Source organism: Paenibacillus sp. JT22N1 (assembly GCF_059692155.1).
Genome location: NZ_JCAUAW010000001.1, coordinates 1 through 22,287 on the forward strand (window position 1 = coordinate 1; position 22,287 = coordinate 22,287).

At 46.3% G+C, this 22,287-nt stretch carries 15 protein-coding genes; all 15 read left to right on the top strand.

The annotated features are described in order from the left end of the window. Positions 1-1,144, top strand: a 1,144-nt coding sequence (locus tag AC58UU_RS00005; protein ID WP_497311859.1) for a DUF4972 domain-containing protein, incomplete at its 5' end; no start/stop codon positions are given. Between the two features lie 73 nt (positions 1,145-1,217). Beyond that, positions 1,218-2,909 carry an S-layer homology domain-containing protein gene (locus AC58UU_RS00010; RefSeq protein ID WP_497311861.1) on the top strand — a complete coding sequence of 564 codons (1,692 nt, stop codon included), beginning with the start codon at positions 1,218-1,220 and terminating at the stop codon, positions 2,907-2,909. Between the two features lie 366 nt (positions 2,910-3,275). Continuing rightward, positions 3,276-5,117: a cache domain-containing sensor histidine kinase gene (locus AC58UU_RS00015; RefSeq protein ID WP_497311863.1), complete on the top strand. Its 1,842-nt coding sequence runs from the start codon at positions 3,276-3,278 to the stop codon at positions 5,115-5,117. A 16-nt stretch (positions 5,118-5,133) separates the two neighbouring features. Beyond that, on the top strand, positions 5,134-6,384 hold the full coding sequence (locus AC58UU_RS00020; RefSeq protein WP_497311865.1) for an ABC transporter substrate-binding protein: 1,251 nt from the start codon (positions 5,134-5,136) through the stop codon (positions 6,382-6,384). A 4-nt stretch (positions 6,385-6,388) separates the two neighbouring features. Further along, positions 6,389-7,564: a response regulator transcription factor gene (locus AC58UU_RS00025; RefSeq protein WP_497311867.1), complete on the top strand. Its 1,176-nt coding sequence runs from the start codon at positions 6,389-6,391 to the stop codon at positions 7,562-7,564. A gap of 121 nt (positions 7,565-7,685) precedes the next feature. Continuing rightward, entirely contained in the window at positions 7,686-8,993 is a 1,308-nt protein-coding gene (locus AC58UU_RS00030; RefSeq protein WP_171643028.1) for an ABC transporter substrate-binding protein, read from the top strand. Between the two features lie 13 nt (positions 8,994-9,006). Next, positions 9,007-9,888, top strand: coding sequence for a carbohydrate ABC transporter permease (locus AC58UU_RS00035; protein WP_497311869.1), 882 nt, complete (start codon positions 9,007-9,009; stop codon positions 9,886-9,888). Between the two features lie 116 nt (positions 9,889-10,004). Beyond that, positions 10,005-10,790: a carbohydrate ABC transporter permease gene (locus AC58UU_RS00040; protein ID WP_497313087.1), complete on the top strand. Its 786-nt coding sequence runs from the start codon at positions 10,005-10,007 to the stop codon at positions 10,788-10,790. Between the two features lie 370 nt (positions 10,791-11,160). After that, entirely contained in the window at positions 11,161-12,687 is a 1,527-nt protein-coding gene (locus tag AC58UU_RS00045) for a replicative DNA helicase (protein WP_497311871.1), read from the top strand. Continuing rightward, a complete protein-coding gene (locus AC58UU_RS00050) occupies positions 12,671-13,432 on the top strand; it encodes a DUF6063 family protein (RefSeq protein ID WP_497311873.1) in 762 nt (253 codons plus the stop codon). Before AC58UU_RS00045 ends, AC58UU_RS00050 begins: the two co-directional genes overlap by 17 nt. After that, on the top strand, positions 13,416-17,846 hold the full coding sequence (locus tag AC58UU_RS00055) for a coiled-coil domain-containing protein (RefSeq protein WP_497311875.1): 4,431 nt from the start codon (positions 13,416-13,418) through the stop codon (positions 17,844-17,846). The genes AC58UU_RS00050 and AC58UU_RS00055 overlap by 17 nt, the downstream gene beginning before the upstream one ends. 223 nt (positions 17,847-18,069) lie before the next feature. After that, complete coding sequence (locus AC58UU_RS00060; protein ID WP_497311877.1) at positions 18,070-18,456, top strand: MarR family winged helix-turn-helix transcriptional regulator; 387 nt, start codon at positions 18,070-18,072, stop codon at positions 18,454-18,456. Between the two features lie 58 nt (positions 18,457-18,514). After that, the gene (locus AC58UU_RS00065; RefSeq protein WP_497311879.1) at positions 18,515-19,600 is read left to right on the top strand and encodes a saccharopine dehydrogenase family protein; all 1,086 of its coding nucleotides are present in this window, start codon (positions 18,515-18,517) and stop codon (positions 19,598-19,600) included. Positions 19,601-19,681: 81 nt separating this feature from the next. Beyond that, complete coding sequence (locus AC58UU_RS00070; RefSeq protein ID WP_497311881.1) at positions 19,682-21,448, top strand: LytS/YhcK type 5TM receptor domain-containing protein; 1,767 nt, start codon at positions 19,682-19,684, stop codon at positions 21,446-21,448. Beyond that, a complete protein-coding gene (locus tag AC58UU_RS00075) occupies positions 21,435-22,196 on the top strand; it encodes a LytR/AlgR family response regulator transcription factor (protein ID WP_497311883.1) in 762 nt (253 codons plus the stop codon). Before AC58UU_RS00070 ends, AC58UU_RS00075 begins: the two co-directional genes overlap by 14 nt. Positions 22,197-22,287: the final 91 nt, after the last annotated feature.

A 22,287-nucleotide genomic window follows, 5' to 3' on the forward strand; every position in this document is an offset into this window, starting at 1 on the left:
AGTTAAGGCTGGAGATACAGTAAACACAAGTGCAGCGGGAACATATGTAATAACGTACAACGTGAGTGATGCAGCAGGACATGCAGCTACAGAAGTAACGAGAACAGTAATTGTAGCAGCAGTCGTGGATGTAACAGAATTAGAAGCTACAATTGATGCAGCACAGGCAGTAAAAGCTAGAGCAATTGTGGGAACAAGTCCAGGTCAATTCGCACAGTCAGATGTTGATACATTGACAACGGCAATTATAGCAGCACTGGGTGTAGTTGCAGATACGAATACAGATCAAACTGCAGTAAACAATGCGGTAACTACATTGAGCACAGCGGTAACCACTTTCCAAAGTACAGCAGTAGTAGCAGTAAACAAATCTTCACTGACAAATGCCATTACATTAGCTCAAGGCAAACTTGATACTGCAGTAGAAGGAACAGCTGTAGGTCAATATCCGACTGGCTCGAAAGCAATTCTGGCAGCCGCAATTACGGCAGCAACTAACGTGAAAAATAACACAGCTTCGACGCAAACCGAAGTGGACGCAGCTGTAACTACTTTGGGTAACGCGGTAGTGGCATTTGATAGAGGGCAAGTAACAGCGCCAACAGTTAGCAGAGTTAACTTAATTCATGCAATTCAATCAGCAGGAGTTATATTAAACGGAGCAGTTGTAGGTACGGATGTAGGTCAATACGCACAAGTAGATGTTGATACTCTTGAAGCGGCAATTAATTCAGCAGATGCAGTACTTCAAGATGCGAACGCAGACCAAGCTACGATAAACAATGCGACTGATACTTTGAGCGCAGCAGTAACAGCATTTGAAGCAAAGAAAATATCTCCTAAACCATTCACAATCGATGGAACGCTTAACAGAGTTAGCGGAATTAAAGCAACAGTTACAGTGATGCCTTCGACAGTTGTAGCACACTCAGGTAATGAAGTTGTTATCTTCCAGTTGATGAATGGTTCGGAACCAGTGAGTATTGTTGCTATGGAACAAAATATTCAATCCAATGAAACACTCACTGCACATTTCAATGTTTCAGGTGCAGGCTATTCAGTTAAAGTGTTCGTAGTGGATGCATACAGCAACGATTTAACTAATGTTGGTAACAATTTGGCTAATGCAAAAACATTAGAATAGTAACAAGTTAACAATAAATAAATCGAACCTGACATGTGTCGGGTTCGATTCAACATGAAAGTGAGGATGTCAAGTGAAGAAGCGTTTACTGAGCATTACTACTATATTTGGACTACTAATGACTTCAATGCCCCTAACTAGTTTGGCCGCATCGGATAAAGTCATACTTACCGATATTACAGGTAAAAATCCAGGAAATACAATTTCTGTTGCAGGAACAAGCAGTCTCTCAGAAGTTATTATCAAGGTTGTTCGTCCTGATACTACGGTTCTATATTTCGATGTTGCTAACCCATCCAATGGAGCTTTTACAAAGAACTTCACTTTACCTGCCAATGCACAGCTTGGAACCTACAAGGTTGTAGTTGGGCAAGGTTCGGAAGTAGCATCAGACGATTTTGCAGTGACTGCTTCTAATAACAGCGGCAATGGTGGAAGTAATGGCGGAAGCGGAAGTGGTTCCTCCGGCGGTGGCGGCGGAGCTCCATCAACAACACCTACTACGAATGATAGCAATGGCAATGTGACTTTAGGAAGCGATGCAACAACGCAAACCAAAGAAACATCATCTGACGGTAAAGAGATTACAAAAGTAACTGTAAATGCAGATAAATTGAGCTCAGCGTTTGAGCAGATCAAGAATAATGCAAAAGCAAGCCAAACAATTACTATTGAGGCAAAAGGAACTGGTGCGGTAACCAATATCGAGCTCCCTGCGAATATTTTGGTGAATGCAGCAGCTGCAGCTCCTGAAGCGATCATAAGCATTAAATCGGATGCTGCAAGCTATGATTTACCGATTAAAGCTCTAAATATTGATGCGATTGTCCAAGGTCTTGGCGGCGATGTTAAAAATGCTAAAGTCACAGTGAAAATCGAAAAGGTAAGTGGAGCAGTAGCAGAGCAAATTGCCGCTAAAGCTAAGGATGCAGGTATTAATCTGCTAGGGAATGCAATTGAATTCAGTATTACTGTTGAATCAAATGGTAAGAAGCAAGATATTAAAAGTTTCGGGGATACCTATGTATCAAGAAGTATCACACTTCTTCAAGTTACTAACTCATCCGAAGCAACAGCGGTATTGTATGACGCGGTAACAGGTGAGATCTCCTTCGTACCAGCAATATTCACAACTGTTGACGGAGTACCTATTGTTACCATGAAACGCAAAACAAATAGTATTTATTCAGTGGTACAATCGAAAAAGTCTTTTAATGATCTAAATGGCCACTGGGCAAAAGAAGATGTTGAGTTATTAGCGTCTAAACTAGTTGTAAAAGGGATTAGCGATACTAGTTTTGCTCCTAATAGTGATATTACTCGTGCAGAATTTGCTTCACTGCTTGTACGTTCATTAAGTTTACCAGAAGCAAAGACGAATAAATTTGCGGATGTAAAAGAGGAATGGTTCGCTGGTTCAGTAGGCGCAGCAGCTGATGCAGGTTTGGTTAGTGGGTTTGAGGATAGTTCTTTTAAACCAAATGACAAAATAACTCGTGAACAAATGGCGGTCATGATCTCTAGAGCGTTAAAGGTAGCAGGTAAGTCTGTGGCTGCAGGACAAGGTCAGACAGAATTGCTGAAGTCATTCACAGATAGCGCTTCAATTAGCACATGGGCACAGAGTGCAGTAGCTCAATCTATTGATGCTAAAATTATCAATGGTATGACAGACACAACATTTGCACCTACAGAGAATGCAAGCCGTGCGCAGGCAACTGTCATGCTTAAGCGATTGCTGAAATACACACAATTTATCAACTAGAATCTTCAAGCAATTAAGTTTTACGATGTTACCACACAAGACTTATAGTTCCATCCTGTGGAGTGATCATATAGGTCTTGTTTTTTATAATAACAAAAAAGTCTGCCTAATCTCCCGTGTCAGCGATCGGAGATCAGGCAGACTTTTTTGTTGCGTCTGAAATTACAGCGCAAATTCTCTCTTTTTTTAGGTAGCCGAAAAATGTCGAATATTCAGATTGTTTAGTTCATATTCTTCATTTTCACATCGATTGAAGGGGATATTGTCCTTATCTAGAATAATGTTTCAGAACAACGCTGTCCGTAGAGGGACGAAGCGCGTTGGTTGAGATCCATAAAGTGTTAAAGCTTGGAAGCGAGGTGAACCATGATACGTCGACGACCTATTCCTATCTTCATCCAGTTGCTGGCCGGTATGTTTCTCATTGCGGCTCTAGCTATTGCGCTTACCAATCTGTTCAACTATCGCTTAACTTCACAGCTAGCGCTGAATCGTACGGCTGGCTATACGCAGGAGTCTGTCGATCAATTGTCGGCTAAGATTGATGTGCTGCTGCGTCAATATGATCAAGCCTCCCAGATGATTGCGTTCGATGAAAAGGTGCAGACCGCTTTGAACAAGCCGATTACGAAGCAAGGAGGGCAAGAACAGCTTGCCCTGAACCGCTACCTAGCGGAGAAAACGCGCTATATCGCAGGTGAAATGCTCATTCACCTTTTCGACCGGGAAGGCAATGCTTACTCGTCTAACGAGTCGCTCCAGTTGTTTTGGCCGAAAGCGGATGACGCAGTGAGTGCTGTCACTTGGTACAGGAAAATGGAGGAGCTCGATGGTCATATGTTATGGGTGTATGGTCCGGCTTGGCGAGACGGTGAGATTCCTGCCATTATTGGGGCCCGAAAGCTGAAGGACTCTCGAAACCTCACCGTACTGGGGGATCAGTTCGTGGTGTTTCCTGTGGAGAAAATGAACCGGATGATTGGTGAAACGGGACAGCGCATCGAGCGAAAGGTGCAGGTAATGGATTCCATAGGGAATATTGTGTATTCGACGGAGCCTCGCGAGATTGGAACGGCGGCAGATCAAGGGCTGTTTGCCAAGTTCGGCGGGAATGCGCAGCCTTTCTTCGAATGGACGACGAGGGAGGATCGCAAGCGGATGCTTGTGACCTATGCCAAGTCCAATTACAGCGATTGGACCACCATCGCTTATTTCAAACCCGAAGCGGTGTACAGTGACGCTTCGCAAATGTGGGCGAACGCGCTGCTGACCATGGCTGCAGGTATCGGGATTGCCCTCGCGCTGGTAGCGTACTTCACATGGACGCTAACGAAGCCAATCCGTCAATTGGCCGACGGGATGAACAAGCTGAGCAAGGAAGGGATTAAGCCGATCGACCGGCCTTTTGCGAGCCGGGAGATTACGCAGCTGTATTCAAACTACAATGGCATGGTGCGTCAGCTGGAGGAAGTCGTTCAACGGCTCTCCGAGCAGCAGATCAGTGCTCAGAGGGCGGAGCTTGTCGCGTTGAAAGCGCAGTTCAGACCGCATTTCTTATACAATTCACTCAATCTGATTTACTGGACGATTGAGGACGAGAGGCCGGAGAAGGCCCAGGAAATGACACTCGCGCTCGGAGAACTGCTTCGCTACAGCGTCCATCCGTCGACCGATTTCGTGACGCTCGGGGAGGATCTGGCGCAGTTGGACCGGTATTTATTGCTCCAGCGGGCGCGCTTCGGTGAGAAATTCAACGTTAGTATCGACGTAGAGGAAGGATTGCAGCAGCAAAGCGTGATCCGGCTCGTCCTGCAGCCGCTCGTCGAGAATGCCTTCCACCATGGCTTAGAGCACAAGGACGAGGGGGACTGGCTAATTCGGGTCCGGATCTACCGTCAGGGCGGCAAGATCCTGTGCTCAGTGGAAGACAATGGCGTAGGCATGCCGCTTGCGGCCCTGCAGTCGCTTGAAGACTCGATTCATCGGGAGCAAGGCTTTGAGAAGAAGGCGGGTGGCATCGGGTTAAGCAATCTGCATAAGCAGCTGCAGGCTTTCTTTGGTCCAGGCTACGGAATTCGTCTGATGCCAAGTCTATTGGGAGGACTGCAGGTGGTATTATCGCTTCCTCTGCTGGACCCGCCATCTCAGTTAGATAGGGAGCAAGGATTGTTAATGCTGGGTAAGAGAGGGGATGATGGCGCTGCCTAAATTATTTCTTCGGCTTTTGCTAGTACTGGAAATGATCAGCCTGCTGTGCTCCTGCTCCCCCGAAATGGTCATGCCGAGTGTGAAAAGCTCTCCGAAGCCCAGTACACTGCGTATCTGGCTGTGGCCGGGAAGTGGACTGGAGCCGCTGATTAAGAAGTATGAGGCTGACAATCCTCAGATGGATGTTGAGATGGTTACTTTTCAATACGACGATGTGGTGCCGAGTCTCATGACTTCGCTGGCCACGAAGGCCGATTCCCCTGATCTTGTTCTGTTGGAGGCTTCGCAGCTGAATCAATTAAAGCGCTTCCAGAACCAGTTCTATAATCTCTATGATTACGGCGACGAGCGGGTTCATTATCTGGACTGGAAATGGCGGCAAGCGGAAAGCAAGAATGGTGGCTTCTTGTATGCCATGCCTGTAGATATCGGGCCAGTGGCGCTTGCGTACCGCCATGACTTATTTCAAGAGGCCGGTTTACCAACAGAACGGGAAGAGGTGGCGTCCTATCTGTCCGATTGGGATGTGCTGGAGCAGGCAGGAGTCCTACTGAAGCAGCGGACGGGGGCCGTATTATTCGATAATATCACCAATATCTTCCTTAGCTATCTCAACCAGTTTGACGGTCAATATGTGCTGCCTGTGGAGCACGAATTAAGTCCTCATGTTAAGGAAGCTTGGGATCGGGCGGTGTTTTTCCACAAACGTGGCCTCAGTGCTGGGCTGCAGTCGCAAACCACATCTTGGGCCGAAGGAGCGGTCAATCGAAAATTCGCCCTCGTATTAGCCCCCTCTTGGCTTCACGGCATGATGAAGAAGAATGCTCCTGCTACAGCGGGAAAGTGGGATCTGACCCGGGCACCTGGTCTGCCATCCAATTTAACGGGGACATACTTGGCGATACCGAAGACAAGCTCATCTCCCCATGCGGCGTATAAGTTAGCCAGCTGGCTAACGGCTCCGCAGCAGCAGCTGGCGAATTTTATCGGCAGTGGAAATTTTCCTTCCACACCGGAATCGTACTCCTCTTCTAATTTCCTGGAGGTTCACGATCCCTTTTTCAATGATGCACCTGTCGGTCAAATTTATTCTTACACGGCGCTTCGCTACAAATCCGGCTACGATGATTACGATTATACGATGATTGAAAGATGGATTCGCGACGGTCTTCGGCGGGTTGAATCTGACGGTGCAGATCCTGATTTAACGTGGAAAGGGATTATGCAGCAGTTTGAGACGCTAAACCATGTAGAGGGAGGAGGGTAACCGTATGTTTACTGTTCTGATTGTAGACGATGAAGCGAATGTACGTCTTCCAATGTGCAGAACATTGGCTCGATTCGAAGGCGTGGGTGAAGTGCTGGATGCTTCTAGCGGGCAGGAGGCGATTACAATACTGCAGCAGAGGACGGTGCAGCTCGTTATTACAGATATCCGCATGCCGGCGGGCGACGGCTTGCAGCTTGCCGAATATATCCAGCAGCATTCACTGCAAACCGAAGTGTATGTGCTGACGGGGCACGCGGAATTCGATTATGCAATGAAAGCGATGCAGCATCAAGTGGCAGCCTACCTGCTTAAGCCTCTTTCCAAGGAGAAGCTGCTAGAGGTGTACAACGAAGCTTATGGGAAGTACCGAAGGCGGATGGAATCTGAGCAGGTGAATGTGATCCGCAGCCGGGCGTTGCTGGAGAAACGAATGCACGACCTGCTCCACGGGGTGCCGGTGCCAACCTTCGATGAAGGGCTGATTCCGCAATATGCCACCATCCGGCTCGTCTCCTTTTCGACCAAGGATTTGCGGTCTCTGGGGGAGACCTCGGTACGTTACTTTATCCGAGAATGTGCTCATGAATCGTTCAGCGGATTGGGGACGGCGGCAGTATGCGAAGAGGACCGGCTCATCACTGTGGTTCTGTTCACCGAGTACGATGATAAAGTGGCCTGGGAGCAGCGGGTGCAGGAAATTTCGAAGTGGATGGAAGCAAAGCTCCGCATCGAAGTGAAGATAGGGCATGGCGGCTGCACCAAGGAGATAAGTGATCTTGGGCTGATGTATATGCGCAGCATGATGAGCTTGGGCTTCAACGAAATTACAAGGAAGGAAAGAGGGGACTCATTTCCGCCGATTATTAAGGCGCTCTTGAAATACGTACATAACGAATATGCCAACGAAGCGGTGAATTTGTCCGATTTTGCCCAGCAATTCCAAGTGAATGCCAATTATTTGAGTAATTTATTTCATCAGGAGATGGGGCTTACCTATACCCAGTACTTGACGCAGATCAGGCTCACGGAGGCCAAGAGATGGCTGCGCGAGACGAACTTGAAGGTATATGAGGTATGCATTCGGGTAGGGTACAAGGACCCAGCCTATTTCAGCCGCATCTTCAAAACCTTCGTCGGCATGGCCCCCGGGGATTATCGGACGGTGGAACATTCCTGAGAAGAGTCCAAGAAATCGAAGATTCGTTACCTATACGAGCTGTAATGTCCTGCCTATACTAAATGTAAGGGCTTACTAATTTGAAAGTCCAGTTGAAAATGGTGAAGGGAGCGTTTATCGAATGAATCGGATGCCTAAACGCAAGTCCATGTTTCTGCTCTTGGTTTCTCTTCTAGTTCTTCTTAGTGCATGCAGCAGCGGAGGTACGCAAAGCGCAGTAAAAAATGAAGCAGGTGGAAACAGCGGGAAAAAGGTTCAACTGCAAATGTGGTTTTGGCAGGGGGCATCATTTGAAAAGATTATACCAGAGTTTAACCGCACCCATCCGAACATCGAGATTATTCCACAGATTTATAAGTGGGAGGACGCCCATAAGAAGGTGTTAACGGCTATGTCGGCAGGTTCGGGGGCTCCGGACATTGCGATGATCGATATTTCACAGATGGACCAATTCTTGAAGTATCCTGATAAATTTTACGACCTGAACGAGTATGGAGCTAAGGATCTGTCCAAGGATTATCTGGATTGGAAATGGAAGCAAGGCAGCGTTGGCAGTAAGCAGCTTGGATTTCCTACGGACATCGGTCCGATGGTGCTTTACTACCGCCAAGATCTTTTCCAACAAGCCGGACTCCCATCGGAGCCTAACGATGTTGCGGCCAAGATTAAGAATTGGGACGACTTCCTCGCTGCTGGCAAAACATTGAAGGAGAAAACAGGCGCAAGTATTTTATCCAACCCTTATGAATTATATGGCGCGATTCGCGACCAGGGCAATGAACTGTACTTTGATAAAGACGAGAATTTAACAATGGAATCCAACCCGCAAATCAAGAAAGCGCTGGATTATTATAAAAAAGCCCGTGAAATGGGCATCGCTGGAGCTTATGACCAGAAAAATGCGCTGCAGGAGTACTCTGCCGCTCTGAATTCGGGCAAAATCGCTACGTACATCTCTGCCGCTTGGGGCAAAGGGCACGTCGAAACCCGCGCACCGGATACGAAGGGCAAATGGCGAGCAGCCAAAATTCCAGAAGGCACCGGCAACATGGGCGGTTCGTTCTTACTTATTCCGAAGGAAACGAAGAACGCCAAGGAAGCTTACACAGCTATTAGTTGGATGCTTTCACCCCAGCAGCAGTTAGAAGTATTCAAGATTTCAGGCAATTTCCCTTCGACTCCGTCGGTCTATGGCGATAAAGCGTTCACAGAGGCGGGGTATGAATTCTGGGGCAACCAGAAGCTCGGCATCTTGTTCTCTGAGGTAGCCAAGGATGTGAAAGTGCAGCGTAAAGGACCTTTCTATCAAACCGTGGAAGATATTATTAGCGATGGCATGCAGGCCGTGACGGTCGATAAGAGCAAGGATCCTGACAAAGAATTCGCGGCCCTCATCGAGAAGGCCAAGACCAAATTGAAAAACAAATAGGGATGTGGCTGCGATGAGAGGGTTGAAGACGTATCTGGCGCCCTACCTGATGATATCTCCATTTTATATCTTGTTTATCGTATTCGGCTTGTTTCCGATCCTGTTCTCGCTGTACCTGGCTTTCCACTCGTGGGATGGGCTCGGGCCGATGGAGTTCGTGGGACTTCGCAATTTCCGTAATTTGCTGACCGATGATCCGGATTTCTGGAAATCGGTCGGCAACACCTTCGTCATCTGGTTTTTCTCGACCTTACCGCAGCTGTTTCTGGCACTGGTCGTCGCATTTCTGCTCAATGCCGCTTTCGTGCGGTTCAAGGACTTTTATCGAGCGGTCTATTTTCTGCCGAATATTACGTCGATTGTGGCTGTAGCCATCATCTTCGGGTCGTTTTTCGGCAGCCAATTCGGGCTGATTAACGGGCTGCTCCAGGTCATTGGGCTGCCCCGGATTGAATGGATCAACGATCCGTTCTGGGTGAAGGTCGCTGTATCGCTCATGGTCATTTGGCGGTGGACGGGCTACAATGCCATCATTTACTTGGCCGGACTGCAGAGTATCCCACATGACTTGTATGAAGCAGCCACGATTGACGGGGCTAGCCGGAAGCAGCAGTTTTTCAGCATTACGCTACCTTTGTTAAAGCCGATCATTCTGTTCACTGTGATCCTTTCGACGATCGGCGGCATGCAGCTGTTTACCGAGCCCTTAATCCTCGTTGGCAATACTGGCGGGGCAACCAAAGGCGGGCTGACGCTGGTGCTGTATCTGTATAATCAAGCCTTCGGCAATCAGCTGTTCGGCTATGCTTCCGCTATCGCATGGATGCTGTTCCTGATCATTGGTATATTCTCCTTCTTGAATTGGAAATTCGTTTCGAGAGGGGAGGGCATCTGATGAGCACGGAATCTTCCAAAGTAACGGTCACTCGCCGAAGCAGAGATGCCGTCGTCCTAACCAAGACCCCAGCGAAGTCCTCTTGGGCTTCAGGAACGTTCCTTATTCACATCGGGATGCTGGTCGGTTCTCTATTGTCACTATTTCCTTTTTACTGGCTGTTCGTGATGTCTACAGCAACGACTTCGGATATGTTCCGGTTTCCCCCGAGGTTTCTGCCTAGCGATCAGCTGCTGGTTAATATCGGAAAGGTTATCGATCATGTCGGGTTTTTCCGGTCGTTCGGCAACAGCTTGATCGTGGCAGGTGTGCATACGCTTCTGGTTCTGTTTTTTTGCTCGATGGCGGGCTTCGCCTTTGCCAAATTTTCATTTCCAGCCAAGCCGTTCCTGTTCTTCTTTCTGTTGATGACCATGATGGTGCCGCAGCAGTTGGGGCTAATTCCCCAGTTCATCATTATACAAAAGCTGGGCTGGATCAATGACCTGAAAGCCTTGATCATTCCGGGTGCGGCAAGTGCGTTTGGCATCTTCTGGATGCGACAGTATGCGACCTCTGTGCTGCATGATGAGCTTATTAATGCAGGGCGAATTGACGGTTGTAACTCTTTCGACCTGTACTATCGAGTAGCGCTTCCGGTGCTTCGTCCGGCGCTAGCAACGCTAGGTATCATTACGTTCTTGAATTCCTGGAATGATTATTTGTGGCCGCTCGTCGTCATCTCGGTACAGAACAAATTCACGATCCAGATGCTGATTGCCTCAATGAATGGCGTGTACAGCACGGACTACTCAATGGTTATGGCTGCAACGCTGATGGCTACGGTACCGCTCATTGTTGTGTTCTCAATCTTCAGTCGGCAGTTTATTGCCGGGCTTATGCAGGGGTCGGTAAAAGATTGACAATCCGGTGAGCATGGAAGCGAATCGAAGGCAGGATAGAGCTGCTATTGCAGGAAGGTGCTGTCCCAAAAGCCATGAAAATGGCTGAGGGTTAGCCCTTTTTTGCGTTTAATGAGTACAAACATTCGCCTATGGTGCTATACTAACAAGTGACGAAAAAGATCTGTTGGAAATCGAAGTGGAAACATCATTATGATAAAGTCTGTTTGGGCTTAATCGCTCAAACAGACTTTTTTTATTGGATGGAATGACTTCCCAAAGGCCTACCAATCCTTCAACCTTTGAAATTTTGATATAATAGGCATATATTCTCAAACAGGAGCATGTGTTTACCCACACACGAGCTTTGTACGATTTGGAGGCACACAGCATGGATTACGTAGAAATTGGTCAGGTTATTTCCGGGTTTAGGGAACGTATGACCAAGCTGGCACTTTTTGATCCGCTCTATGAGCTTCAGAGAAAGCGGCAAACAGACCGGCAAAATAAACCGATAGATTTCATGGAGCTTGGGCTGTTGACGCTGCTTTATTTTTTTGAGCAGAAGTTGATGCGAAACAATAAGGCGGGTGTCAAAGACTTAGCCGAGTTTCTTTTGAAAGTGACGGGGATCTTCATCGATTTGGACGATGTCGGATTTGAGGATCTGGCCAGGCAGATCACGCAAGTGTTTCGCCCGACGACAGGGAAGAAACGGGATTTTACGTTTATGAATTGGGAATCCGGTCAGACGGAGCATATTTATATATCGATTCTGAAAGCCAATGCCTTCGACTTAAAAACGAATACGCAGTACTACACGCTCGACGAAGATGGGTTGGAGCTTATTTTTGCGACCAAGGAATTTTATACCGAATTTCAATTATCGATTCATCAGTTGGTGCTTCGCAAGCAATTGGAAAAGGGTGAGTTCGAAGGCGCACTGCGGCAAATTAATGAAATGCGAATCGATGTAGAAGCATTGCAGGAGCGGATGGTCAAGCTGGAGCACGAATTGAAAAGAAACATCGTTTCGGAAGAAACGTTCGGACGTTATAAAGGTCTGCTGGAAGATATTTATTTGCGATTGCAGATGGAGAATGAAGAGTTTGAAGAACTGAGGCAATTCGTGAAGGAGACGAAGGATCGCGTTCAGGCACAAACGGTTAGACAAGCAGATCAACGGCCTTATGAGTTAATTTTACGCATTTCCAATGAGCTGGAGAAGGTGCATGGCGAGCATTCGGATCTATTTCATCAGAGTATGGTGTTGAAATCACATGCACTTGGCGCAGCGCAAGAATCCTTATATTATACCGGGTTGGATTCCTTTAATTTTGATCAGGATATTGCTTCGCTTATCTTTAGTACGCCACTGCCTTTGGAGACGATGAAAGGTGTGCTGGCCCCGTTCTTGCCGATTCAAGAGACGAAGACGTGGTCGCTTTTGACCGTGTGGGCTGAGCAAAATATGCTGGAAGACGGCAGCGGACAAGAGCGGGATGACAAGTTTCTGGAACTTGGCGGAGATAGCGATGAATACCGGTACCAGACGATGCTGAAAAAGTTGTACAAGCTTCTGATGGAGCAGCTGCTGCAAATGATGGAAGAGCTGGGGGAAGTTGAATTGAAACCTTTTATTCAGCTGTTCGAAATGAGCGAACATGCAAGACTGTTGGATGAGAGAGCTTTCTATGATTTCTGGATCTATCTGCATCAAAGAAGTCCCCTTAGGGCGGATGATAGAGATAAGCAGCAGAATGAAGAGCAGGGTACGTTGCTGGAAGACATGTATATGCTTCTGGGAAGCCGCTGTTTGGTCGTAATTGAGCTAAAGGAAATCATTAAGGTAAACGATAGGTTTAGCATACAGAATATGTTGATTTCGTGGGGAGAACAGGATGACAATTGGACTTGAAAATGGGACAGTAATGAGGGCTTTTCGCATCTATACTTTGCTCGCTCGCGATAACGCGGTTGGCAAAGAATGGCTCCAAGAATACATGGCGGACGACGTGGTACGTGGACTTGTGGATCAATTCGCGCGAGAAGTCGATTGCGTAACGGTTATTGCCGGCGAACAGCTGTATATGATTCCGGAGACACGGCTATCGCCTTTTCATATGAACAACGAAGTGATTAAACGTACCTATCTGCGGGCGAATGCCGTGAATGCGGATCTCTATCTGATGTATGTCAGTATCATCGTGTTGATTGGAGCCTTTTATGACAGCTACCAAACGATGGAGCCAACCAGAAGCTTTATCGGAATTGAAGAGTGGACGGAGCTTGTGAATGAGCGAATTGCGTTATTGAAGACGCACCCTGAAGCTGAATTAAGAGAGATGGAGCAGGAGTTTTCTTATAACTGGACGGCTTTGATTGAAAAATGGAGTGCCATGGACGATATCAAGGAAACAGCTGCGAGGCAAAGCGGGAATACAATTAGCCGAGTTAGCTTTATGGATTCTGTCCGCAAGTTTCTGGTCGCGCAAGAGTTAGTGATCGATATTGGTAATCAGGAAATTACGTTAACCGAAAAGGCCAAAGTGGTTGTTCAGCGTTATTTTATGGAGCTGGAATATAACCGCGGCATTTTGGAGTTTTTATATCAAAGCAATGCGAATGAGGAGGAGGGAAGCGAACATGCCAGCCATCTCTAAAATACGTTTTACGAATGTGGTCTATGAGGATGGAAATAAGCGCTACAACGATGAATTGTTTCATTTCGATGGGCATAATGGTGCGATCCTTCTGGAAAATGGAGGAGGTAAGACGGTCTTTATCCAGTCTGCCATTCAAGCCATACTGCCGCATGCGGAACTTGCCGGTCGTAAAATGAAGGATACGTTAAGTCTCGAAAATGGCCCTGCGCATATAGCAATCGAGTGGATTCTGAGTGAACGGCCACGGAGATATGTGGTCACTTGCGTTAGTTTGTTTCTGACAGCAACAGGGATAGATTCTTATCGGTATGTCTATGATTATCCGGAGCTTGATGCCGATGCCATTGATCGGATACCTTTTGTCAAGGAAAGTGAAGGCAACTTGAGAGCTGCCGATAAAGGCGAAATCCATGATTATTACCAACAGATGACGTCGAAAAGAATGAACGCGAAGCTGCCTCCCTCGATTAAAGAATACAAAAAAGTATTGGAAAACGATTACCACATTATCGCATCAGAGTGGGATCGAATTGCGAAGATCAATAGCTCAGAGGGCGGTGTAGAGAGCTTTTTTGATGAATGTAAAACGACGAGCCAGTTGTTCGATCGCTTGTTGATCCCAACAGTAGAAGATGCGATGGCCGGATATGAACAAGGTGAGTTCGCGAATAATTTTGAAATGCACAGGGACAGCTTCAAAAAATATAAAGAATTAAAAGAGAAAATCGAAGAAAATAAGAAAATCCTCGTTGAATTGGATGGCTATGTGCTTCATTTTGCCAAAATGGATGCCAAACAGATGACTTATGCAGCTGCCCAGGCTGAAACGAAGGCCTATTGGTTATTAGTGAATGAGCAGAAAAATGAGGAAACCACTAAGCTTTCACAATGGCACCGTCAAATGTCAGAATGCGACCAGCAGTTGCTGTTATTGGCTCGGAAGAAAGAATCCCTTCAGATTGCAAAGCAAAAACAGGAGCAATCCGCTTTGGAAACAAAGCTGAGATTGGTCGAGGAAGACGTTGAGCGGAAAGAGGCGCAAGTGCGAAGTGCTAAGCAGCACTACTACTCTCTGCGTTTAGCCGACTACAAGCAGCAGTGGACCTCTGCAGATGAGCGCATGAATTATTTGCAGCGCGAACTTGATCAATTTGGAAATACCGAGGAAGAGGATGTTCTCCGGGAAGCATGGAACAATAATGGCGGGCAAATTCGCAGTATTTACAGCAAGATGGAGCAAGAGTGGCAGGTGGAGGAAGAGAAACTCAGGCAGGAATTAGATGCTCATCAGAATCGGACGGCCTTAGAGGAAACGATGCTGAGAGATCTATCGAGCGAACTTGAGGAATTGAACAAGCAGCTCATTGAACATAGATCCATTGTGCAGGCTCGCGAGAAAGATAGGGACGTGCTTAGGATCAATGTTTTGGCAAATCCAGCAGTCGAGAGCATGGAAGGCAGTATGACGGATTGGATTCAGCGTTATCAGAAATTGGATGACAGCAATGTGCAGCTTGTGCAGAAGAACAAGGATTTGGCATTCGGTAAAGAGGAAAGCGGGAGAGAACTGGAACGAGTGAGTGAAAACCTCAAGATCGCCTATGTGGAACACGCCAGCTCAGAGCAAAATCTCGAAGCATTTAAAAAAGAACATCAATCCATGCTTACTGAAATTGCTGCGTACAGGTCTTCATGGGGGAGACTCTCATCCGTTTATGAGAAGCAGAGTTCGATTGAAGAACGGCTTAGGGAGGATTTGGAAAAGCTGCACCTGGAGAAGGAAGCTTACTTGTTGAAAGAGCGTCTGGCTTTCCGTTATATCGATGATTATAGCTACCAACATACCTTTTTTGCAGATGTCTATGTGGCAGGATTGGTGGACAAATGGCGTAATCAATTCGCGTTATTGGAGACAGGCATTCAATATTTGCAGGGCTTAGACCTTACCGAGCGAGCAATGACACATCCTCTGTGGTCAGTGACTTTGATTACGACAGAAGATGAGGTTGGGTTATTAACGAGCAAGCTGCGGCAGTATGCGGAGGATATGCAGTTCCCGATTCAAGTCATCTCATCACAAGAAGCATCGCGTCTAGCCAATATGGATACGCCGATAGCTGTGCAAGAAAAAGCTTGGGTTGAACCGATGCATTGGCGTGAAAACGCGGAAGTCGAGGAATTTGTGAGCTGGAAACAAACGATATCTCAAAAAGGTGAAGAGGTCCTGACAGCACGTAAAGTAAAGGAAAGTGAATTGCAGCGTACTTCTGATTTACAAACTTCTTTCAGTCGATTCATTGCTTCATACCCGCTTGAGGCCGTACAAGAAATGGAAAGACAAGTTGGACTTAAGCGCGAACAAGTGCGTGAATTAGAGAGCCAAGAGGATTCAATCAGGAAATCGGTGCGACAGGCTGAGCAAACGATTCAGCAGCACAGTAACATCATGGACGAGCAAAAAGGTGAAATGGTTCAGCTTCAGCAATGGATTGAAAAAGGGCGGACATATGTTGAGCTGGGGAAAGAAATCGACGCATTGAACGGGGCCATCGATCAGCTTGCTGAACAGGCAGAAGATCAGCAAAGCAAGTTGGATAGCAGGCAGCGCTCTATGGAGCAAGTGAAGCTGCAGTTCGAATCCGTGAAAAGCAGAATGAACTATTTGAGAACCGAGAAATCAAGTCTTCAAAATCAAGATCTGTACATGGAAACTGTCGATGTGCAGCCCATTGAAGCGAGTCATAGCATAGAGTGGTTGAAAACTGAACGGAAGGATTTAAATCTCAAGTTAAATCGCATATCCCAAGGGCGCCAGCAGCTTGAAGCGGAGTGGAATCATGCCAAGACCAGCAGAACAACACTGGAGAAGGAGATGAATAAGCTTCGACTCGAACAAGCGGACTTGGATTTGAATGAGGATCTTGCGTTTTCTGTGACCGGTGAAGAACAGATGTCGCAGCTGTTATCGGAGCTTAAGGACTATGAATCTCGGTTGTCTCGTGACAAAGAAGAATTTACGCGAGTTGAGAAGCAATTTGATGCACTAGCGACGACAATTAAACTACTCATTGAGCAGTATGGCGCTGCGCATTCGGGTGAGCTACCTTTAGCCTTCACGGAGTCTCTGACTGTGGTGCAAGAGCAAGTCCAAAGCGAAGATACACGCCTGCAACAACAGAAGACGGGATTACAGCAGCAGCATACACAAATTCAGGCCCAATTAGGTAAAGTTGAAGACGTTATCCAATACTTAAATCAATATAAAATCATGCATGGTTTTGAAAATCCGCTCATTCAGGCGTCATTTATCACACAAGAGCTGAAAGCCGAGTTTCCGAATGACAGGATGAAAATGGTCCGAAAATCCGTGTCTTTGCTATCCGCCGTTGTGAAGGAACTTGAAGCAGAAGAGATATCGGTAAAAAAGGCGAGAGTTCATTTTATCGATTTTTGCCGGAAGCAAATCAAAGATATCAAAATGAGAGATATGGCCGAACAAGGTGTCGAGAAAAAAGACAACTATCTGGAGCTAACGCAATTTCAACAGAAAATGCACAGCCGGATTGAACGTGTCAATCATGTCGCAGAAGAAACGATGCGCACACATAATCAGCAGCTGGAACAGTATATTATTCATGTGCATAGCCATATCAAGCTGATTGCTTCTGAACTTCGAGATATTCCTAATAAAACGAGAGTCAAGGTCGAGGATCAGTGGAAGCACATTTACTCGTTTCAAATTCCAGAATGGGATGAACTTGAGGCCAAGGACCATCTGCGCAAGCATCTGGAATGGATTTTGGCCGAACTGGACAAAGGTCATTACCGTGATGACAACGGTCAAGAAGTGAAATCGACGGTTCGCAAGGAGATTGAAAAATGGTTGGATACCAAGCAGCTTCTGCACATTGTTTTGCAAGAAAGGCCAATGAAAGTATCCTGCCGCAAAGTAACCAATGAGAATAACGTAACGAAGGCTTCCTTCTCTTGGGAGCAGTCTAATAATTGGTCCGGTGGGGAAAAATGGAGCAAGAATATGACCTTATTCTTGGGATTACTCAACTATGTCGCCGAGAAACGTCAACATATTCAAGCGAATATGAAAAGACATCGCACGGTAATCTTGGATAATCCTTTCGGAAAAGCTTCAAGCGACCATGTATTGAGTCCTGTATTTTTTATTGCCGAGCAGCTCGGCTTCCAAATTATCGCGCTCACCGCGCATGCGGAAGGGAAGTTTCTTAAAGACTATTTCCCTGTCGTCTTCAGCTGCAGGCTTAGACAAGCGGCTAATGGAAGCAAGCTAGTCATGACCAAAGAAAAGGAAATTAATCAGGCTTATTTCCGTGATTACGCACCGATTTCGTTGGAGCGATTAGGGGATGTTAAGCAGATGGAGTTATTCATTTAATTGCTGTTTTATTTCCTGCTGAAGAGTAAAATAAACCTTAAGAAAGTCTGCCCAATCTCCCGTGGCTACGCATCGGAGATCAGGCAGACTTTTTTTGTTAAATCTGCTTGATTCGAACTTGACAATTAATAAGTTTAGGAACTAAACTAAAATCATGGATAATAAAACTGTCTCTCCGTCACATAGTAGGAATAAAGGAAGCCGTAATCTTGGAAGATTAATCATGCAGCTCAGGCGGCTCGAACGCCATCCTCAAACTTTTGGAAACGCGGGATCCCTGACTCCGAGCGAAATTCACACAATCGAGGCGATTGGTTACGAGGGTGCCGTATTGATGAGCGAGCTCGCTGCCCGACTGGGCGTTACGAAAGGCGCTGTATCGCAGCTTATCGTCCGCTTGGAAGCTAAAGAGTTGGTAACACGAACGTCGCATCCACATGATTCGAGGGGGATTGTGATTTCACTTACCAAGAAAGGGAAGGAGGCTTTCACAGCTCACGAAGAAGTACATGTCGATTTTTACGATCAGCTTCGTACTCAGGTAAGCGATCAGGAGATCGAAATATTCGAGAAATGTATTGAAAAATTAAACGAGTTTTTACAGAGATAATTTTTTTTGACTATTTAGTTTAGCAACTATACCAATTCAAATATTAGGAGAGATCGATATGAAGAATGACATAGTGGTGGTTGGCGGATATGGGCATGTAGGAAAAATGATCTGCAGGGATCTGGGTGAGATATATCCAGGTAAGGTTTATGCGGCAGGAAGAAGCTTCAGCCGTGCTGAGCAATTCAGCAGCACAACCAATGGGAAAGTAAGGCCCTTACAGCTAAATATCAAGGAGGCGGTCGATCCGGACATTTTGAAAGACGTCAAGCTGGTCGTGATGTGTCTGGATCAGGCGGACACTGCATTTGTTCGAACATGTTTCAAAAGCGGGGTTCATTATGTGGATGTTTCTGCGAACGATTCGTTTCTATCGCAGTTGGAAGGATTGCATGCGGAAGCCGCCGCAAGTCATGTAACGGCCGTGTTGAGTGTAGGACTCGCTCCAGGGCTGACAAATTTGCTGGCACTTCGCGCCAAACATCTGATGGATCAGACGAATGCCATAGATATATACATTATGTTGGGAATGGGAGATCAACATGGGCAAGCCGCTATCGAATGGACCGTTGATAACCTGGGAACGGATTTTGGCATCGTAAAAGATGGGAATAGGATCGTCGTATCTAGCTTCACGGACGGCAAAAAAACGGATTTTGGATCAGAGTTAGGGCATAGAAAGGCATATCGGTTTAATTTTTCAGACCAGCATGCACTTACGAGAACGCTTGGTGTGCCATTTGTTTCCACACGTCTCTGTTTCGATTCGATCGCGGTGACCGGTTTGTTGGCGTGGTTGAGAGCATCAGGAATGTTCCGATTATTGAAGTTAAAGATGATTCGTAATGCTACGATTCAATTGTTCGGTAAGATACGATTCGGAAAAGAAATGTTTGCCGTAAAAATCGATACATGGGGAAAAAGGGGGCAGGAAGATGTGTTGGTTGAGAGCTTTTTACAGGGTATAAACGAAGCCAAGATTACCGCAACGGTGGCTGCTTCAGTGTCGGATAAAGTTTACCGTTCTGCGTTATCACATGGCGTATATCATATTGATCAGTTATTTGAATTGGAGAGCCTGCTTCCTTCCCTTCCCCCAGAGGCCACCATTGAAACCCAGATCAACGGCAAGTCTGCGACATAGACGTAGTAAGAGATATGTAAGAATCCGGGGGCTAAGTGCACATAGGAAGGCTATGATATAATAAACCACAGGAGGGGTGATATGGAAGCACTTGCACTTCTGCTTTTTGAGCGAATGGGTATTCTGTTGATCGTAACGTTTATCCTGACGCGAATTCCTATCGTTCGTCAGCTTCTGGACAGAAAAATGTCCGTTATGAATACGATTTATTTCATCTGTTTATTTGGCTTGTTCGGCATACTTGGCACCTATGCAGGTGTGGTGATCGAAGGGGGAGCTATCTCGTCTTCCTTTTGGATCTTTCATCTGCAAGCCGATCAAGCATTAGCCCATTCCGCTCTGGTTGGCGTTGTCATCGGAGGTTTAATGGGAGGTCCTATTGTGGGCATCGGTGCAGGTTTAATTACGGGAAGCCACTTATATATGATGAGTGGATTTACAGGTTTAGCGGGTGGAATCGCTGCTCCGCTGACCGGATTATTAGCGGGCGGAGTGGCGAGATTTTTCTTGCAGGAACGGGTCATTTCTCCGGCTAAAGCCATTTTTATCGGCATGTTCGCGCCCATCGTACAGATGGGAATTATCCTTATTGTATCAGCGCCATCCGAGAAGGCGATTGAACTTGTGGACTTGATCGGCATTCCGATGGTGCTTACGAACAGCATCTCCATCGCGATATTCACAACGATGCTGCGTGTTGTATTTCGGGAAGAGGAACGCGCTGCTGCTTATGAAACTCAGCGCGCCCTGTATATTGCAGAAGCTGCGCTGCCTCATCTGAAGCAGGGACTTACTTATCAATCGGCAGATGCGATTGCTAGGTTACTGCTAAGGGAGCTTAAGACGGCTGCGGTTGCGGTAACCGATACGGAGAACATTCTTGCTCACGCTGGACTCGGTGATAGGATTCTCATACCCGGTGAGCCGATTCGCTCTGAGCTTTCGAGGCAAGCCATAGGCACAGGTAAGCTGCAAATCGCTCTTAACCACGAGGATATCCAATCGAATCATAGATTGCTTAGAGCAGCGATCATCGTTCCGATAAAGCAGGCTGGACAAGTTGCTGGTTTGATCAAGCTATATTTTAAAAAACCACAGGAAATTCGTTCGGTTGAAATCGTACTTGCAGAAGGATTAGGCAAACTGCTGTCCTATCAGCTCAGTGTGGCCATGCATGAGAGTATGGAGGCATTAATGAAGGAATCCGAACTAAGGATCCTGCAGTCGCAAATCAATCCTCATTTCTTATTCAATACTTTGAACTCAATAGTCTCCCTGATTCGAATAGAGCCTGATATGGCAAGGCATATTACTATGCAGCTTAGTACTTACATGAGGCTTAACATCAAGCTGATTGCGTCTCATACCATTTCGATCCAACAGGAAATCATGCACCTTAGCTCGTACTTGGAAATTATCCAGATTCGATTCAAGGATCAGATCACGATGGAAGTTCAGTTGGACTCTGATTTGCTGATAGCTATGATTCCTCCCGTTACGCTGCAGCCCTTGGTTGAGAACTGTATCAAACATGGACTGAAAGATAGGAATCACGGAGGTCGAATCCGAATAGAAGTGTTGAACCATGAGGATACTTTACAAATATCAATTGAAGATAACGGAAGCGGCATACCTCCTGAATTGCTAGAGCAATTAGGCAAAGGTCCGGTAAATAGCAGCGAGGGGAACGGGATTGGTGTTTACAATGTCAATCAACGGCTGATCGGCTTGTTTGGCGAGGAATCTCGACTTTTTATCGAAAATAATGTAAATGGCGGATGTAGATTTTCATTTAACATTCCTGGGACAAGTTCCGAGAGGAGGGGATACGCTGATGAGACCCATTAAGGTCATGATTGCTGAAGATGAGTGGCTCGCCCGCAAAGAGCTGATCTACCTGTTGGGGATGGAAGAGGATTTAGAGCTGCTGCCGCATGCCTCCAACGGTAAGGAGTTATTGGAGCTTGTAAAAGAATGGGAGCCAGATGCTATATTTTTGGACATTCAAATGCCGGAATTAGATGGCCTGCAAGCCGCCCGTATGCTGAAAACGGCTTTACAGACGCCCCTAATTGTATTCACAACTGCCCACGATGATCATGCGGTTGAGGCATTTGGGTTGAATGCTGTTGATTATTTACTTAAACCTTATAGTCACGAGCGTCTAAAGGAATCACTGGCACGGATTCGCAGCAAGCTTTCCAATAGCCCACTGACGACATCACTGCCTAGCAAAATGCAATTTTCCTCCAAAGCAAGGAACTGGAATAAACTATTGATCATAGATGGGGAGAAGCATGTCCTGCTTGATCCTGAGACCATCCTTTATGCTGAGAGGGAAGAGAAAAGCATCCATATCTATACGTATTCCAACCAGATTTATATGTCCAAAATGAGCCTGCAGGAATTAGAAAATAAGCTCGGGGAACTACCTTTTTTTCGTCCTCATCGCAGTTATTTGGTTAATTTAAATGGTATTGATGAATTAGTTCCGTGGTTCAATGGCGCTTTTAATTTGATTTTGAAAAATGAAAAAAGAACGCAAATACCTGTTTCGCGGGAGATGGCCAAAGAGCTGTTTAGGCTGCTCAAATGAAAATGAAACCGTTTAAAGCTCCTTTTTAGGCAATTCAGACAGGGAATATGACGATTCGCGACAGTCTTAATACAAAGGTTGAAAATTCGCA